Here is a 16,937-nt window from a genome sequence, read left to right on the forward strand (position 1 = left end):
ACCGCCAACGGTGCATGTCTTTGAACTTCCCGCACTAATCGGGCAGGTCGCGAAAAGTCAAAAAACACTGAGAAATCAAGTAGTTATGGCGGAGACGGAGGGATTCGAACCCTCGATAGGACTTTAAGGTCCTATAACGGTTTAGCAAACCGCCGCCTTCAGCCTCTCGGCCACGTCTCCATGCGGTGCCTTATTTGCAGATTAGCGCATCAACGTCAACGCCGTTCACGAAACATAAGGTGGATAAGAATCCTTCAACAGGGGGTGACGGCACTGATGTGCGGGTGGTTGCGGTGCCGCGGGGCGCGTCGTGTCAGTGTGTTACGTGGATGCGTGCGCGGTAGCGGCCGGTTTCCGCAGGCTCGAAAGCTTCGAGCACGCGCGGATGGCGCACCGGTTCGCCGGAGGTGTCGGGCACGAGATTCTGCTCCGAAACATAGGCGATGTATTCGGTTTCCGTGTTCTCGGCGAACAGGTGATAGAACGGCTGGTCCCGGTCCGGCCGGCGGTCCTCCGGAATCGACTGGTACCATTCCTCCGAGTTGCTGAAGCAGGCGTCCACGTCGAAAACCACGCCGCGGAACGGGTAGAGCCGGTGCTTGACGACCTGACCGACCGCGAACTTCGCATTGCGTGTAAGTGACGACGATTTGTCCATGCTCTGAGTGACCCTTCCGGATTCTGTATTGCCACGCCTGCCCCGGAAGGCGTCTGGCGGGAAAATATGCCGCAACGTCAACCTCCTGTGGGCAATTCACCCTGACGTTAACGATCCTCCCACATTGTAAATAAATTGTTAAGCAAAATGCACCATTTATTCTGGACAAGAACATTAAATGAACATATAAGGACATCAGTCGAACGAAGGGGAGATCAGACGATGTACAAAGCTCTTGTAACAGATCTTGTCGAACTTACCTCGCTGGTGCTTTTCGTGGCGATGATAGGGGTGGTGGCGATTGCCGGCTCCCCGGCGTAAGCGGGGCCCCCAGGGCGCGGAGCCTGCCGTGCTTCGCGATTCCCGGGGTCATGGCGGGCATCGTCCTTTCCGGAAGTCGCGTCGGCTTCTGGGGATCATGCGCCGGGCGGGTCCGCTTCCGGGCGACGAAAGTGCGGCGCGGCGATAATATGGTGTCGTGCGGTCGATTCGACGGGTTTCCGGTCCGGGGGATGCTTATGGCCAGTCTTGCTGCGGAAGTCGGATTTATCCATCTTCATGTCCATTCGTCCTATTCGTTGCTCGAAGGGGCGCTGACGGTCTCGGCCCTGTCGAAGCTGGCGATGGCTGACGGCATGCCGGCGATGGCGCTCACCGATACCAACAACCTTTTCGGCGCGCTGGAGTTCTCGGAGAAACTCGCCCAGGCGGGCATCCAGCCTATCGCCGGCCTGCAACTCGCCGTCGCCTTCGAGGCGGCGGAGCCGAACGCGCGGCCGCTGCAACGGGTGTTTCCGCAGGTGGTGTTGCTGGCGGCGGACGCGCAGGGCTATGGCAACCTGATGGCGCTCTCCAGCGCCGCCTTCCTCGGCAACGAGCCGGGGCAGGGGGCGCATGGCGCGCACGTAACGTGCGAAATGCTCGCCGCTCACGCCGGCGGCGTGATCGCGCTCACGGGCGGCGCCGGCGGCCCGCTCGACAGCGCGCTCGTCGCGGGGCGGCCCGAACTGGCGGAGGAGCGGTTCCGGCATCTGCTCGCCATCTTCGGCGATCGCCTCTATGTGGAGCTGCAGCGCCACGGCGCAGCCGATGAAGCGCTGACGGAGCCGCGGCTGCTGGCGCTCGCCTACGAACACGGCGTGCCGCTCGCGGCGACCAATGAGCCCTATTTCGCCAGGCCCGACGATTATGAGGCGCACGATGCGTTGCTGGCGATCGCGGAAGGGCGCCTCGTCTCGGACGACCAGCGCCGGCGCCTTACGCCGTCGCGCTATTTCAAGTCGCGGGCGGAAATGGCGACGCTGTTCGCCGATCTTCCCGAGGCTCTGCACGCGACGGTCGAGATCGCGCAGCGTTGCGCGTTCCGGGTGCGCACGCGCAAGCCGATCCTGCCGCATTTCACCAGCGGCGGGGCACACGCAGGCCACGGGCAAGACGGTGCGCAGCACGAGGCGGAGGCGGACGACGAGACTGTGGAGCTGCGCCGCCAGGCGAAGGAGGGGCTGGCCGCCCGGCTTGCCGCCCACGGCCCGGCGGGCGGGCTTTCCGGGCAGGATTACCAGGACAGGCTCACTTACGAGCTGTCGGTGATCGAGCGCATGAAGTTTCCGGGCTACTTCCTCATCGTGTCCGACTTCATCAAATGGGCCAAGGCTCACCACATCCCCGTAGGGCCAGGGCGCGGTTCGGGCGCGGGCTCGCTCGTCGCCTATTCGCTGACCATCACCGACCTCGATCCGCTGCGCTTCGGCCTGCTGTTCGAGCGCTTTCTGAACCCCGACCGCGTGTCGATGCCCGACTTCGATATCGACTTCTGCCAGGACAGGCGCGAAGAGGTTATAGGCTACGTGCAGCACCGCTACGGCGAGGAGCGCGTCGCGCAGATCATCACCTTTGGCACCCTGCAGGCGCGTGGCGTGATGCGCGACGTGGGGCGCGTGCTGGAGATGCCCTACGGGCAGGTCGACAAACTGACGAAGCTCGTGCCGCAGAACCCGGCCAATCCGGTCACGCTGGCGCGCGCCATCGCGGACGAGCCGCGCCTGCAGGCCGCGGCCGAGGAGGAGCCGGTGGTCGCGGGCATGCTGGCGATAGCGCAGAAGCTCGAAGGGCTGCACCGCCATGCCTCGACCCACGCCGCCGGCGTGGTGATCGGCGACAGGCCGCTCGAACAGCTCGTGCCGCTCTATCGCGATCCGCGCTCGCAGATGCGCGTCACCCAGTTCAATATGAAGTGGGTCGAGCAGGCGGGGCTGGTGAAGTTTGACTTCCTCGGCCTCAAGACGCTCACCGTGCTGAAGACGGCGATCGATCACATCCGCACTCGGTATCCCGATTTCGCGCTCGACCGCATTCCCCTCGACGACCCGCTGACCTTCGAGCAGCTTGGGAAGGGCGAGACGGTGGGCGTGTTCCAGGTTGAAAGCGCCGGCATGCGCAAGGCGCTCGTCGACATGCGCCCGGACCGGCTGGAGGACCTGATCGCACTCGTGGCGCTCTACCGACCGGGACCGATGGCCAACATTCCCGTCTATTGCGACCGCAAGAACGGGCGCGGCGAGCCCGAGACCGAGTGGTATCTGCATGAGGCGCTGGCGCCGATCCTGCGCGAGACCTTCGGCATCATCATCTATCAGGAGCAGGTGATGCAGGTGGCGCAGACCCTGTCGGGCTACTCGCTCGGCGAGGCAGACCTGCTGCGCCGCGCCATGGGCAAGAAGATCAAGGCCGAGATGGATGCCCAGCGGGCGCGCTTCGTCGACGGCGCGACGGAACACGGCCTCACCCGGCAACTCGCCGACGAGATTTTCGACCTGCTGGCGAAGTTCGCCGACTACGGCTTCAACAAGAGCCACGCGGCCGCCTATGCCCTGATCGCCTATCAGACAGCCTATCTCAAGGCGAATTTCCCGGTCGAATTCCTGGCGGCGTCGATGACGCTCGATATGGACAACACCGACAAGCTGTCCGAATTCCGGCGCGAGGCGCAAAGGCTCGGCATCCGGGTCGAGCCGCCGTCGATCCAGCGTTCGGGCGTGCGCTTCGATGTGGAGTTCGACGGGAACGGCGACGGCATCATCCGCTACGCACTGGCTGCCATCAAGGGTGTGGGGGCGCAGGCCGTGGAATCTGTCGTCGCGGCGCGTGCGGAAGGGCCGTTCAGGGACCTCGCCGATTTCGCGCGCCGTCTCAACCCGCGCCTTGTCAACCGGCGCACGCTGGAGGCGCTGGTGGGGGCGGGTGCACTCGACGGAATCGAACCGGATCGCGCCCGCGCCTTCGCGGCGATCGAAGCGGTCATGGCGCTCGCCAACCAGACGGCACAGACGGCGGAGGCCGGGCAGGGCGACATTTTCGCGGATATCTTCGGCCAGTCCGCGGCGCCGGAGCCGCTGCGCATTCCCGAATACCAGCCGTGGCTGACATTGGAGCGCCTGCAGCGCGAGTATGACGCTGTCGGCTTCTTCCTCTCCGGTCATCCGCTCGACGAATACGGGCCGCTGCTGGAGCGCCTGCGTGTGCGCCGCTGGTTGGATTTCGTGCGCGGCGTCAAGCGCGGCGAGAGCATGGGGCAGCTTGCCGCCACCGTTCTCGACCGCACCGAGCGGCGAACGCGCAACGGGACGAAGATGGGCATCATCACGTTCTCCGACCAGAGCGGCCATTTCGAGGCGATCCTGTTCTCGGAAGGGCTGGCGCAATACCGCGATCTGCTGGAGCCGGGGCAGGCCGTGATGCTGCTGGTGCAGGCGTCGAGCGAGGGAGACGACGTGCGGGCGCGCATCCAGCGGGTCGAGCCGCTCGATCAGGCCGTTGCGCGCCATCAGAAGGGCATGCGCATCGTCGTCAACGGCACGGCACCGCTAGATGCGATCGCGCGGCAATTGACCATGCATGGCGAGGGAACGGTGTCCGTCGTCGTGGACGTCGATGGCCGGCAGGAGGTGGAACTGGAGCTGCCCGGCCGCTTCCGCACCACGCCCCAGATCGCTGGCGCACTGCGCGGCCTTGCCGGGGTTATGGAGGTGGAACTGCGGTGACGCCTGCGCGGGCCTGGCCGGGAATCGGTCGCCTGACGAAGCGGAAGGTGTTGAAAGAAGGACGGGGCGCTTGCAATTATCAGGCGCAAATACTATAAGCCGCGCCATTCCACACGCGGGGCGGGCTGTTTGGCTTCCGGTGGCCGGGTTGTCCGGCCGGAGCCCCGCGGAGGCTTGAACCGGAGAGAGTTATATGTCACTTCCTGAATTCACGATGCGCGAGCTGCTTGAAGCCGGCGCCCATTTCGGCCACCAGTCCCACCGCTGGAACCCGAAGATGGAGCCTTACATCTTCGGTACGCGCAGCAATATCCACATCATCGACCTTGCCCAGACGGTTCCCGCGCTCTATCGCGCGCTGCAGGTTGTTTCCGACACTGTTGCTGCCGGCGGCCGTGTGCTGTTCGTCGGCACGAAGCGTCAGGCGGCCGAATCAGTGGCGAGCGCCGCGCGCCGTTCCGCGCAGTATTATGTCAACTCCCGCTGGCTCGGCGGCATGCTGACGAACTGGAAGACGATTTCCGGCTCGATCCAGCGCCTGCGCAAGGTGGACGAGATCATCGCCGGCGGCGCTGTCGGCCTGACGAAGAAGGAGCGCCTGATGCTGGCGCGCGAGCGCGAGAAGCTGGAGCGCGCGCTGGGCGGCATCAAGGACATGGGCGGCACGCCCGACCTGCTGTTCGTCATCGACACGAACAAGGAGCAGCTCGCGATCAAGGAAGCCCAGCGTCTGGGCATCCCGGTCGTGGCGATCGTCGACACCAACAGCGATCCTGACGGCATCAACTATCCGGTTCCGGCGAACGACGACGCGGGCCGCGCCATCAACCTCTACTGCGATCTCGTCGCGCGCGCGGCGATCGATGGCATCTCCCGCGGCCAGGGCGACCTCGGCGTGGACGTTGGCGCTTCCGACGAGCCTTTCGCGGAGGATCTGTCTGATGCGGGCGCGGGCGAGAGCACGTTCGAACGCCTCGGCGCACCGCGCGGCGCACCGGACGAATTGTCCGCGCTGGCGGGCGTCGGTCCCGAACTCGAGAAGAAGCTCAACGAGGCCGGCATTTTCCACTTCTGGCAGCTCGCCGCGCTGACGCCTGCCGATGCAGCGGCGCTTGACGCCGAACTGAAGCTCGGCGGCCGTATCGAGCGCGACGGCTGGATCGATCAGGCCCGCGCCCGGCTGGAAGCCGTTGCGATCTGAGTAACCGCCCCGGCTGATCCGAGCCGGCATTGAAGACGTTGATTGATTGGCCCGGTGCCCCTTCCTGGGGGGGTGCCGGGCCGGCCCTGTCAGTGACAAGAGGACGACTCATGGCGAACATCACCGCTGCTCTGGTGAAAGAGCTCCGCGAAAAATCCGGTGCGGGCATGCTGGACTGCAAGAACGCATTGACCGAAACCGATGGAGACATCGAGGCGGCGATCGACTGGCTGCGCACCAAGGGCCTCGCCCGCGCCGCCAAGAAGTCCGGCCGCGTGGCGGCTGAAGGGCTCGTCGCCGTCGCGGTCGACGGCGCGAAGGGCGTTGTCGTCGAGGTGAATGCGGAGACGGACTTCGTCGCCCGCAACGACCAGTTCCAGTCGCTCGCCCGCACCATCGCCGAGGTGGCGCTGAAGGTTGGCGGCGATGCTGCCGCCGTGAGCGGCGCGCCGTTCCCGCAGGGTGGCACGGTCGCCGAGGCCATCACCAGCGCCATCGCCACCATCGGTGAGAACATCACGCTGCGCCGTGTCGATACGCTGTCGGTGTCGGACGGCGTCGTCGCCTCCTACCTGCACAACGCGACCGGCGAGGGCCTTGGCCGCATCGGCGTGCTGGTGGGCCTCGAGTCGACCGGCAACAAGGATGAGCTGACGACGCTCGCGCGCCAGATCGCCATGCACGTCGCCGCCACCAATCCGGTCGCGCTCGACGCCGCCGGCGTGCCGGAGGATACGATCGCGCGCGAGAAGGCGATCCTGCTGGAGAAGAACGCCGGCAAGCCCGCGAATGTGCTTGAGAAGATCGCCGAAAGCGGCCTGAAGAGCTACTTCAAGGAAGTGACGCTGGTCGAACAGCCCTTCATCCACGATACCTCGAAGTCTGTGGCGCAGGTCGTCAAGGAAGCCGAGGGCCGGGTGGGCGCTCCCGTCAAGCTCGTGGGTTACATCCGCTACGGTCTCGGCGATGGCGTCGAGAAGGAAGAAACGGATTTCGCTAGTGAAGTAGCGGCCGCGGCGGGCGCGGCCTGATCGTTCCGAAAGGCGGCGCCTGGCGCCGCCTTTTTTATGAGGCGGGGGTGCTCCCGCCTATCGATTTTTCCCGGCGCGGTCCGATGCGCCTGCGCCGGGCAGTGCGGATGCTGGTCACAGGAGAAGCGGAATGCGGTTGAAGCGAGTGCTGGTCAAACTGTCCGGGGAAGCTCTCGCGGGCCCGGGCGGGGCAGGGCTGCATGGCGAAACTCTGACGACCATCGCGTCGGACATTGCGGCGGCGGCCCACGACGGGCACGAGATCGCCGTCGTGGTTGGCGGCGGCAATTTCTTCCGCGGCGTGCAGGGGCTCAACAAGGGGCTCGACCGGCCCACCGCCGATTCGATCGGCATGCTGGGTACGGTCATGAACGCGCTGGCGCTGGAGCATGCGATCGACACCGCCGGCGTGCCGGCGCGCGCGATGTCGGCGGTGCCCATGCCGTCTCTGTGCGAAAGCTACGCCCGCAAGCGCGCGCTCGATCATATGGCGCACGGCAAGGTGGTGGTGATTGGCGGCGGAACGAGCAATCCCTACTTCACTACCGACACCGGCGCCGCGTTGCGGGCGGCGGAACTGGCCTGCCACGCGCTGCTGAAGGGCACCAACGTGGACGGCGTCTACACCGCCGATCCCAAGACACATCCGGATGCGACGCGCTACGATCGCCTCACCCACGACGAGGCCATCGGCCGGAATTTGAAGGTGATGGACACCACCGCTTTTGCCCTTGCGCGCGAAGCGGGATTGACGGTGGTGGTGTTTTCCGTTTTGGATGCTGGCGCAATCGGCGCCGTTCTGTCCGGCACGGGGCGATATACACTGGTGACTCCCTGAACGGATTCGCGCCCTTCGCACAGCGGCTCCAGAGCCGCCTCGCCATACGGGTGGAGAGAAGGCCCATCGGGCGGGGAACCGGTTCCCAACGATGATCCGGCCGCGTCCCGCGATGCGGCAACGGCAAGAAAAGGGCGTATTTGATGGCTGGTAGTTTTGATCTCGACGATATCAAGCGGCGCATGCAGGGGGCGATTGCGGCCTTGCGGCACGATCTCAGCAGTCTGCGCACGGGACGCGCGTCGCCGAGCATCCTCGATCCCATCCAGGTCGATGCCTATGGCACGCCGACGCCGATCAGCCAGCTCGCGACGGTGAGCGTGCCGGAGCCCCGGCTCCTCAGCGTGCAGGTCTGGGACCGCGGCGTGGTCGGCGCAGTGGAAAAGGCAATCCGCGAATCGGATCTCGGCCTCAACCCGCAGACCGAAGGGCAGGTCATCCGGCTGCGCATTCCCGAGATGAACGAGCAGCGCCGCAAGGAAATGGTGAAGGTCGCGAACAAGTATGCCGAGGAGGCGCGCGTCGCCGCCCGCCACGTACGCCGCGACGGTCTCGACACTCTCAAGAAGCTTGAGAAGGACGGCCTCAGCGAGGACGAATCGGCCCGTCACGCCGACCAGGTGCAGAAGGCGACCGACCAGACCATCGCCGAGATCGACCAGACGGTCGCCGCCAAGGAAAAGGAAATCCTCCAGGTGTGAGGATGGGCTGTCGCGTCCGGCCGCTGCCGATGGCGGCCGGCTGGCCGGGTTGACGCTGAAGTTCCGGGCGCGATCCGGCTCAATCCGCTATAGAGGCCGGACAGGGCCGGCGCCGCCGGCCGCGTGGCGCAGCTTCCGCGCAGGATGCGGGTTGCAGACGGAGACAGATCGATTGACCACGATACCCCGCTTGGAGGGGAAAGCCGGAGGGGGCATGGGGCTTGCGTCCGGGGGAGATAAGGTGGCGGCTGAAGGCGCTCGCCAGGCGGCCGTCACGGCGCCTCCCGCGCATGTCGCGATCATCATGGATGGCAACGGCCGCTGGGCGCGCGCCCGCGGGCTGCCCCGGTTCAAGGGCCACCACAGCGGCGTCGAGGCGGTGCGGCGCACGGTCCGCGCCGCGACCGAACTGGGTATCCGCTATCTGACCATTTACAGCTTCTCGTCGGAAAACTGGCGGCGGCCCGCGGCCGAAGTCGCGGAGCTGATGGGGCTGCTGAAGCTGTTCATCCGCCGCGATCTGGCCGATCTCGTGCGCAACGACGTGCGCGTGCGCATCATTGGCGATCGCGCCGGGCTGTCGGCCGATATCGTCGCACTTCTGGACGAGGCGCAGGACCGCACAGCCGACAACACCGGGCTGACGCTGACGGTCGCCTTCAACTACGGCGGGCGGCAGGAGGTGGTGCGCGCGGTGCGCGTGCTGGCGGAGAAGGTCGTGCGCGGCGAGATCGCACCCGGCGACATCACCGAGGAGATGCTCGACGAGCATCTCGATACCGCCGGCATCCCCGACCCCGATCTGGTGATCCGTACGTCGGGCGAGCAGCGCCTGTCGAATTTCCTGCTGTGGCAGGCGGCATATGCCGAACTCGTCTTCATGCCGATCTACTGGCCGGACTTCGACCGCGCCGCGCTTGAGGCGGCCATTGCCGAATTCCGCCGCCGCGAGCGCCGGTTCGGCAGCCTCGGCGTCGACGACCCGGATGTGGACCGTGCCGGCGCGGATGACGCCGGGGCGCGGGGTGACGTGTAGTGGGCGGTCGATGAGCAATCCCCGCATGCCCGGCGCGCCTTCGTCCGATCCCTCCGGTGCCGGTCCGGCGGGAAAAGCGCGTTCGGAGCTGTCCGCTCGCGTCGCCTCCGCGCTTGTGCTGGCTGCGATTGCGATCGCAGCGACATGGTGGGGCGGGCTGCCGTTCGCGGCGTTGTGGGCGCTGGCCGCCGGGGTCGTCGTTTTCGAATGGCTCGGGCTCGTCGGATCGCGCGTCGCCGACACAGAAGGCTCCCTGCCGGCCGCCGGCGCGCTGCCCTTGGTCTTGCGCCTGCTCGCGGCGATGCTGACCGGCCTGCTTCCGCTATTCGCCGCACTCGGGTTCCATCGGGCCGTCATCGCCGGCGCAGCGGCGGCGCTCGTTACGGCAGCTGTGTGGGGGCTGGCCGCTGGACGCGGCGCGAGCGCGCGGGGGCGCGTCATCCCGGCGCTGGCAGGCGTTGCATGCGGCGCGCTGATCGGCCTGACGCCGGTTCTCGTGCGCGCCGTGCCGGGCGTCGGGGCGGCCGCCATAGCGTGGATGTTCGCCGTGACCTGGACGACGGACATCGCCGCCTATTTCTCCGGGCGCGCCATCGGTGGCCCCAGGCTGTGGCCGCGTGTCAGCCCCAACAAGACGTGGGCGGGATGCATCGGTGGCACGCTGGCAGGCACGTTCATGGGCTGGCTGGTGGCCTCTCTCGCGCAAAGCGCCGGCGTGGCGGTGCCGTGGAGCGCCCTTGCAGTCGCTGGCGCGTCGGCGTTTGCCTCGCTTGCCGGGCAGGCGGGTGATCTCGCCGAATCGGCGTTCAAGCGCCGGGCGGGCGTCAAGGATTCCAGCGGACTCATTCCCGGCCACGGCGGCTTCATGGACCGGCTGGACGGGTTCGCGGCCGTTTGCCTGCTGGTCGCCATCGCGCTCGCCGCGGGCGCGTTCGCAACGAATTAAGCGCCGGAAAGGGCGAACGGCGTTCCATTGCGGTTCGTCATGCCCTATCCACGGGCGGCTGTTATTGGCCGTGTGCTGCTGGTCGACGATGGGCGCCCGCCGCACGAAGATCGGGGAGTAAGCATGAGTACACGCATCGTTCTGCTGGGCGCCACGGGCTCCGTGGGCAGTGCCGTCGTGGACGTGATCGTGCGCCATCCCGAGCATTTTCGGGTCGAGGCGATCGTTTCGGGCGGCAGCGATGTGCGGGCGCTTGCGGCCGTGGCGCAGCGGACTGGCGCGCGATTCGCGGCGGTCGCCGACCCTGCCAGGGGCGCGGCGTTGAAGAGCGCGCTCGCCGATGCCGGATTGAATATCGAGAGCGGCGCGGGCGAGTCGGCCGTGAATGCGGCGGTGGACCACGACAGCGATCTGGTGGTGGCGGCGATCGCCGGAACGGCGGGCCTGCGGGCCACGCATCGCGCCATCCGGCCGGGCCGCCGGATCGCGCTCGCCAACAAGGAAACACTGGTCTGCGCCGGTGAGGCGTTCATGCGCGGCGCGCGCGAGGCCGGCGTCGATATCCTGCCGCTCGATTCGGAGCACAACGCCCTCTGGCAGGCGATGGGCGCCGCGCGGCCCGAGGATGTCGAGGAACTCGTCCTCACCGCCTCCGGCGGCCCGTTCCTGAGCTGGACGGCGGAGGCCATCGCCGCCGCGACGCCGGAACAGGCGTTGAAACATCCGAACTATTCGATGGGCGCCAAGATCACCATCGATTCCGCGTCGATGATGAACAAGGGGCTTGAGGTGATCGAGGCGCATCATCTCTTCGGCATCGACCGCGCGCGCCTGCGGGTGCTCGTGCATCCGCAGCAGGCGGTGCATGGCCTTGTCGGTTTTCGGGACGGTTCGGTCGTGGCCGGCCTCGCGGCGCCCGATATGCGCATTCCCGCCGCCCATTGCCTGGGCTTGCCCGGCCGCCTGCACACGACCCTGCCGCGCCTTGACCTTGCCGCATTCGGCAGGCTTGACTTCATCCATGCTGATACCGCCCGGTTCCCCGCGCTGGCGCTCGCCTTCGAGGCGCTGGAGGCGGGGGGCGGCATGCCGACGATTCTCAACGCGGCCAACGAGATCGCAGTGGGAGCGTTTCTGGCGCGCCGGATCGGGTTCGGCCGCATCGCGGGCCTGGTGAGCGAGGCCTGCGAGGCACTGTCGGACAGGGCGGGAAAGGCGCCGGCGAGTATTCCGGAGGCGCTGGCGCTGGACGACGAGGCGCGCGGCTGGGCGCGCGCGCGGCTGGCCCGCTGTTCGGCAGTCGCATAGAGCATTCGAGGAGTGTTTCGGCCTTTTGCCGCAAGGCCGGCACAGCGGATGGAAATGCGGAGCGCTATCGCTCTATCCCTTTGTTTATAAATTAAATTATCCGAAAGCGGTACCCATTCTCGTAATGATGCTCTAGGTTACGGATCAACGCGCCCTCGGATTCGGAAAGCAGAAGCCGCTTTCTCCGGAAGCGCGATGGAACGCAGGCGCGGCGGAGGCAGGCTTCCGCCACGCGGGGAAAGGAACAGAATGGAACTTCTCGCGGGAGTTGTCGGAGGCATCGGCAACACGGCGGTCTCGCTGGCCGGCACGATTCTGGCGTTTCTGTTTGTGCTCACGCTCGTCGTGTTCATTCACGAGTTCGGCCATTTCATCGTCGCGCGCTGGTGCGGGGTGAAGGTGCGCACCTTCTCTATCGGCTTCGGCGCGGAACTGTTCGGCTGGAACGACCGGACGGGAACGCGCTGGCGCTTGTCGGCGATTCCGCTTGGCGGCTACGTCAAGTTCGCGGGCGATGCCAACGCGGCCAGCGTTCCCGATTTTGACGCCGCGCGGACGATGTCCGCCGAGGAGCGCGAGGGCAGCATCTTCCACAAGACGGTGGGCCAGCGGGCCGCCATCGTCGCGGCCGGCCCCTTCGCCAACTTTCTGCTGGCGATAGCGATCTTCGCCGCCATGACCTATTTCAACGGCAAGCAGATACTGATGCCGCGTATCGAGACGGTACAGGCAGGCAGCGCGGCCGAGCGGGCCGGGTTTCTGCCCGGAGATCTCGTGCTCTCCATCGATAACGTCACCATCGACGGCTTCGCCGACATGCAGCGAATCGTCGGCATGAACGCCGGCGAGAGCCTGGCCTTCGTGGTGGACCGCGGCGGCGTGCAGACGCCGCTCACGGCCGTTCCCGACCTGCGCGAGGTCACCTCGCCGCTTGGAACGCAGCGCATCGGCGTGCTCGGCATACAGGCCGCCAACGACGCCGCGAACTGGCGCACGGAAAGTTACGGCCTCGCGGGATCGCTGCGGATGGGCGTGCTCGACACGTGGCAGGTGGTGACGCAGACTTACCACTATCTTGGCCGTGTCATCACCGGAAAGGAATCGACGGAGCAACTGTCGGGTCCGATTCGTATTGCCGAAGTATCCGGCAAGGTCGCGCGCGTCGGCGGGCTGGTGGGTCTGCTGAATCTCGCGGCGCTGCTGTCGGTGTCGATCGGATTGATTAACCTCGTTCCCATTCCGATGCTGGATGGCGGGCATCTGTTGTTCTATGCTATTGAGGCGGTGCGTGGCAGGCCCCTGAGCGAGGAAGCCCAGGAGATCGGCTTTCGCATCGGTCTGGCGCTTGTCATGATATTGATGCTGTTCGTAACGTGGAACGACCTCTCCCACTTGGGTGGTCTGTTCAAGGCCGGCGGATGAGGGCGTGACCGGAAGGCAACGGCCTTTCGGGAAATGACCCGGCGGGACAGACGGGCGTTTGCACGAGCGTGCTTTATCTGTAGAAGCGTGTAGTCATAGGACTTCCATAGGCCGGCGTTTAGCCTGGCCCATAGAGCGTGAGTGAAGGGCGGCACCTGATGACGCGGAGAACGACCAACAGCCGGTATGCGGCACTGACGGGGGTATCGACCTGCCTCCTGGCGCTGGCGATGACCGTCGGACCGATGAATCAGGCGAATGCGCAGGCCGGTGCATCGCCGGCGGGCGCGGCTCATTCCCGCGCGGCGCAGGGCGAGCGGATCAACCGCGTGGTTTTCGAGGGCAACAAGAAGCTCAACAAGGACCAGCTCGGCGGCGTCGTCACCGTCCAGGCCAACAACCCCTATAATCAGGCGACGGTCAACGCCGATGTCGAGCGCATCCGGGATGCGTACCGGCGCTCCGGCCGCTCCCTCGCGTCGGTCACGGCGCGAGCGGTGCCGCTGCCCAACGGCACCGTCGACGTGGTCTTCACGGTCAACGAAGGCGACAAGACCGGCGTGAAGGAAATCAACTTCGTCGGCAACAATGCTTTTTCGTCCTATCGGCTGCGCAACCTCATGTCGACGACGGAGTCCAACTTCCTGTCGTGGCTGAAGTCGTCGGACGTCTACGATCCGGTGCGCATCGCCTCGGATGAGGATACCATCCGCCGCTACTACCTGCGCAACGGCTATGCCGATTTCCAGATTCTCTCGACGGACGTCGTGTTCGACGAGCAGCGGGGGGGCTATGTCGTCACCATGACGGTGTCGGAAGGGCAGCGCTACCGCATCAGCGACGTGAACGTCGATTCGCGGGTGGCGAACGTGTCGTCCGAACAGCTCCAGCCGCTGGTGCGCACCCGCGCCGGCGACGTCTATGACGTCGAGGCCGTGGAAAAGTCGCTTGAGCGAATCACCAACGAGATCAGCGGCGAGGGCAATCCCTTCGTGCAGGTCCGTCCCACCGGGCTGCGCAACCCGGAGGCGGGCACCGTCTCCCTGCAATACGTGGTCGATGACGGTCCGCACCTCTACATCGAGCGGATCAACGTGCGCGGCAACAGCCGCACGCGCGATTACGTGGTGCGCCGCGAGTTCGATATCGGCGAAGGCGATGCCTACAACAAGGTCCTGATCGACCGCGCGGAGCGGCGGCTCAACAACCTCGGCCACTTCAAGGCCGTGCGCATCACCAGCGAGCCGGGATCGACGCCCGACCGCGTGGTCGTCAACGTGGATGTCGAGGATCAGTCCACTGGCCAGTTCTCGGTTTCAGGCGGCTACTCGACGTCGGACGGCTTCATCGGCGAAGTGGCGGTCTCCGAATCGAACTTCCTCGGCCGCGGCCAGTTCGTGCGGCTTGCCGGCTCCTGGGGTCAGTATTCGCAGGGCGTGGATTTCTCGTTCACCGAGCCCTACTTCCTCGGCCAGCGCATGGCGTTCGGCTTCGATGTGTTCTCGAAGTACTCGGACAACAGCCGCTACTCCCGCTATGAGGACCGCGTGACGGGTGGCCAGCTCCGTCTCGGCCTGCCGATCGACGAGGCGACGACGCTGACGCTGCGCTACTCGCTTTATCAGTCGCGCATCAAGGTGCCGAATACGTGGCGCGATCCGTATGGCGACTGCTCCGCGCCGCTGCCCGGCTACACCGCGCTCAACCCGGACGGCAGCGCCACCTACCCGAATTGTACGTGGGACGGCGAGGCGTCGCTGGCGATCAAGGAAGCCGCCGGCACGAACCTGACGTCGCTCGTGGGCGCGACGCTGACCTACAACACGCTCGACAACACGCGCAACCCGACATCGGGCCTCTATGCCGAGTTCAAGCCTGATATCGCGGGTCTCGGCGGCGATTCGCGCTTCATCCGCGCCTCCGTCGACGCGCGCTACTATCGTGAACTGTTCGATGAGGTCGTCGGCTTCGTCCGCGTCCAGGGCGGCCATATCCGTTCCTTCGGTGGCAAGGACCTGCGTATCGTCGACAACTACTTCCTCGGACCGTCGCTGGTGCGCGGCTTCGCGCCGTCCGGTATCGGTCCGCGCGACATGTCGGGCGACTTCCAGAACAACGCGCTCGGCGGCACCACCTATTTCGGTGGTACGCTCGAAGTGCAGTTCCCGATTTTCGGCCTGCCGCGCGAACTGGGCCTGAAGGGCGCGGTGTTCGCCGATGCGGGCACGCTGTTCGGCTACGAGGGCCAGAAAGACTTCTCGGCGAGCCTCGGCGTGCCGACGAACTGCGCCGGCTTCCCCGGCTACTCGGCCAGCCGTCAGCCGACCTGCGTGAACGTGCAGGACGACAAGAAGATCCGCTCGTCGGTGGGCGTGAGCTTGCTGTGGGCCTCGCCGCTCGGCCCGCTGCGCTTCGATTACGCCTTCGTGCTCTCCAAGGTGCGCGGCGACCAGACGCAGGCGTTCCGCTTCTCGGGCGGCACGAGCTTCTGATCCCGGTTTCCGGCGCGCGATCCACCGCGTTTCGGCCGGAGCCGAAAGGGAATGTCGGGACGGCCTTGCGCCGTCCCTGTTTTTTTGCGACACGGGCAGCCATGAGTAATCCAGTCTTCTTTCCCGGCGGCGCTTCCGTATCTCTCGACGATATCGCGGCGTTGGCGGGGATATCGTTGCCCGAAGACGCCGACGGCAGGCGGACGTTCGCCACGGTGGCGCCGCTGGAAACGGCGGGCCCGGGCGACCTGGCCTATATGGACAACCCGCGTTACGGCGACGCGCTCGCGGCAACGGCGGCCGGCGCGTGCCTCGTGTCGCAGCGCTATGCGGACAGGGTGCCGGCGGGAACCGTTGCGCTGATCACGCGCGAGCCTTATCGGGTCTTCGCGCAGGTACTGGCGCGGCTCTATCCCGCAGCGGTGCGGCCGCAGGCGCTGTTCTCCGCGACCGGCGTCTCGCCGGGGGCGGTGGTGCATCCCGATGCGCGGCTCGAAAGCGGCGTGGCGGTCGACCCGGGCGCCGTCATCGGGGCGGGGGCGGAAATCGGCAGCGGCACGCTGATCGGCGCCAATGCGGTGATCGGCACGGGCGTGCGCATCGGCCGTGACTGCGCCATCGGCGCGGGCGCGGTGCTGTCCCACACGCTCGTGGGCAATCGGGTGATCGTGCACCCGGGCGCGAGCATCGGGCAGGACGGTTTCGGCTTCGCCATGAGCGCCCGTGGCCATCTCAAGGTGCCGCAGGTCGGACGGGTGATCATCCAGGACGATGTCGAGATCGGCGCCAATACCACCATCGACCGGGGGGCGAGCCGCGATACCATCATCGGCGAGGGCACGAAGATCGATAACCTCGTGCAGATCGGGCACAACGTCGTCATCGGCCGCCATTGCGTGATCGTTGCCCACGTGGGCATTTCGGGCAGCACGACGCTCGGCGATTTCGTCGTGATGGGCGGACAGTCGGGCTCCGTCGGCCATGTCCACATCGGCAGCGGCGCCCAGGTGGCGGCGGGTACCGGCATCACGACGGACATTCCCCCCGGCGCGGTATGGGGCGGAGCGCCCGCGAGGCCGATCAAGGACTGGCTGCGTGAGGTCGCGTGGCTGAAGCGCATGGTGGCAGGCCGCCACGCGAACCGCCGGCAAGAGGGCCGGCAGGACGGAAAGGATGACGGCGGCGCTCCGGTCTGAAGCATCCGCCAGAGTGATATTGGAACGACGATCCGGTCCCGACACGCGGCGGAGCCGGATCCAGGGAG

12 protein-coding genes and 1 tRNA gene are annotated in these 16,937 nt (G+C 66.4%); 11 read left to right on the plus strand and 2 right to left on the minus strand.

Annotated features, from left to right (window positions below; translation table 11 throughout):
• Positions 1–86 precede the first annotated feature (86 nt).
• Both FHS82_RS11175 and hspQ read right to left on the minus strand, forming a co-directional pair.
• Positions 87–180, minus strand: a tRNA-Ser gene (locus FHS82_RS11175).
• Between the two features lie 133 nt (positions 181–313).
• The gene (gene hspQ / locus FHS82_RS11180; protein ID WP_166952632.1) at positions 314–658 is read right to left on the minus strand and encodes a heat shock protein HspQ; all 345 of its coding nucleotides are present in this window, start codon (positions 656–658) and stop codon (positions 314–316) included.
• Between the two features lie 518 nt (positions 659–1,176).
• Here hspQ and dnaE point away from each other — a divergent pair.
• The 11 genes from dnaE (at position 1,177) to lpxD (ending at position 16,869) form a co-directional block, all read left to right on the plus strand.
• Positions 1,177–4,698 carry a DNA polymerase III subunit alpha gene (gene dnaE, locus FHS82_RS11185; protein WP_166952635.1) on the plus strand — a complete coding sequence of 1,174 codons (3,522 nt, stop codon included), beginning with the start codon at positions 1,177–1,179 and terminating at the stop codon, positions 4,696–4,698.
• Between the two features lie 193 nt (positions 4,699–4,891).
• On the plus strand, positions 4,892–5,899 hold the full coding sequence (locus tag FHS82_RS11190) for a 30S ribosomal protein S2 (RefSeq protein WP_166952638.1): 1,008 nt from the start codon (positions 4,892–4,894) through the stop codon (positions 5,897–5,899).
• A gap of 110 nt (positions 5,900–6,009) precedes the next feature.
• Positions 6,010–6,930 (plus strand): translation elongation factor Ts, encoded by a 921-nt coding sequence (gene tsf / locus FHS82_RS11195; RefSeq protein WP_166952641.1) that lies wholly within the window; start codon positions 6,010–6,012, stop codon positions 6,928–6,930.
• A gap of 130 nt (positions 6,931–7,060) precedes the next feature.
• Positions 7,061–7,768, plus strand: a complete 708-nt coding sequence (gene pyrH / locus FHS82_RS11200) for a UMP kinase (protein ID WP_166952644.1) — start codon at positions 7,061–7,063, stop codon at positions 7,766–7,768.
• Between the two features lie 143 nt (positions 7,769–7,911).
• A complete protein-coding gene (gene frr / locus FHS82_RS11205; protein WP_166952647.1) occupies positions 7,912–8,469 on the plus strand; it encodes a ribosome recycling factor in 558 nt (185 codons plus the stop codon).
• Positions 8,470–8,773: 304 nt separating this feature from the next.
• Positions 8,774–9,505, plus strand: coding sequence for an isoprenyl transferase (locus FHS82_RS11210; protein WP_246225318.1), 732 nt, complete (start codon positions 8,774–8,776; stop codon positions 9,503–9,505).
• A gap of 10 nt (positions 9,506–9,515) precedes the next feature.
• On the plus strand, positions 9,516–10,451 hold the full coding sequence (locus tag FHS82_RS11215) for a phosphatidate cytidylyltransferase (protein ID WP_246225308.1): 936 nt from the start codon (positions 9,516–9,518) through the stop codon (positions 10,449–10,451).
• A 123-nt stretch (positions 10,452–10,574) separates the two neighbouring features.
• Positions 10,575–11,759 (plus strand): 1-deoxy-D-xylulose-5-phosphate reductoisomerase, encoded by a 1,185-nt coding sequence (gene dxr, locus FHS82_RS11220; protein ID WP_166952653.1) that lies wholly within the window; start codon positions 10,575–10,577, stop codon positions 11,757–11,759.
• Positions 11,760–12,008: 249 nt separating this feature from the next.
• Entirely contained in the window at positions 12,009–13,181 is a 1,173-nt protein-coding gene (gene rseP, locus FHS82_RS11225) for an RIP metalloprotease RseP (RefSeq protein ID WP_166952656.1), read from the plus strand.
• 158 nt (positions 13,182–13,339) lie between these two features.
• Complete coding sequence (gene bamA, locus FHS82_RS11230; protein WP_166952659.1) at positions 13,340–15,673, plus strand: outer membrane protein assembly factor BamA; 2,334 nt, start codon at positions 13,340–13,342, stop codon at positions 15,671–15,673.
• 101 nt (positions 15,674–15,774) lie between these two features.
• Positions 15,775–16,869, plus strand: a complete 1,095-nt coding sequence (lpxD, locus tag FHS82_RS11235; RefSeq protein ID WP_166952662.1) for a UDP-3-O-(3-hydroxymyristoyl)glucosamine N-acyltransferase — start codon at positions 15,775–15,777, stop codon at positions 16,867–16,869.
• The last annotated feature ends 68 nt before the right edge of the window (positions 16,870–16,937 follow it).

This window comes from Pseudochelatococcus lubricantis, from assembly GCF_011762225.1.
In the GTDB taxonomy this organism is placed as follows: Bacteria; Pseudomonadota; Alphaproteobacteria; order Rhizobiales; family Beijerinckiaceae; genus Pseudochelatococcus; species Pseudochelatococcus lubricantis.

What these genes read in the sequence shown, in the direction of transcription:
- hspQ (WP_166952632.1), bottom strand. Translation starts at nt 658, where the DNA reads ATGGACAAATCGTCGTCACTTACACGCAATGCGAAGTTCGCGGTCGGT.
- dnaE (WP_166952635.1), top strand. Translation starts at nt 1,177, where the DNA reads ATGGCCAGTCTTGCTGCGGAAGTCGGATTTATCCATCTTCATGTCCAT.
- pyrH (WP_166952644.1), top strand. Translation starts at nt 7,061, where the DNA reads ATGCGGTTGAAGCGAGTGCTGGTCAAACTGTCCGGGGAAGCTCTCGCG.
- FHS82_RS11210 (WP_246225318.1), top strand. Translation starts at nt 8,774, where the DNA reads ATGGATGGCAACGGCCGCTGGGCGCGCGCCCGCGGGCTGCCCCGGTTC.
- rseP (WP_166952656.1), top strand. Translation starts at nt 12,009, where the DNA reads ATGGAACTTCTCGCGGGAGTTGTCGGAGGCATCGGCAACACGGCGGTC.
- lpxD (WP_166952662.1), top strand. Translation starts at nt 15,775, where the DNA reads ATGAGTAATCCAGTCTTCTTTCCCGGCGGCGCTTCCGTATCTCTCGAC.
- dxr (WP_166952653.1), top strand. Translation starts at nt 10,575, where the DNA reads ATGAGTACACGCATCGTTCTGCTGGGCGCCACGGGCTCCGTGGGCAGT.
- frr (WP_166952647.1), top strand. Translation starts at nt 7,912, where the DNA reads ATGGCTGGTAGTTTTGATCTCGACGATATCAAGCGGCGCATGCAGGGG.
- FHS82_RS11190 (WP_166952638.1), top strand. Translation starts at nt 4,892, where the DNA reads ATGTCACTTCCTGAATTCACGATGCGCGAGCTGCTTGAAGCCGGCGCC.
- FHS82_RS11215 (WP_246225308.1), top strand. Translation starts at nt 9,516, where the DNA reads ATGAGCAATCCCCGCATGCCCGGCGCGCCTTCGTCCGATCCCTCCGGT.
- bamA (WP_166952659.1), top strand. Translation starts at nt 13,340, where the DNA reads ATGACGCGGAGAACGACCAACAGCCGGTATGCGGCACTGACGGGGGTA.
- tsf (WP_166952641.1), top strand. Translation starts at nt 6,010, where the DNA reads ATGGCGAACATCACCGCTGCTCTGGTGAAAGAGCTCCGCGAAAAATCC.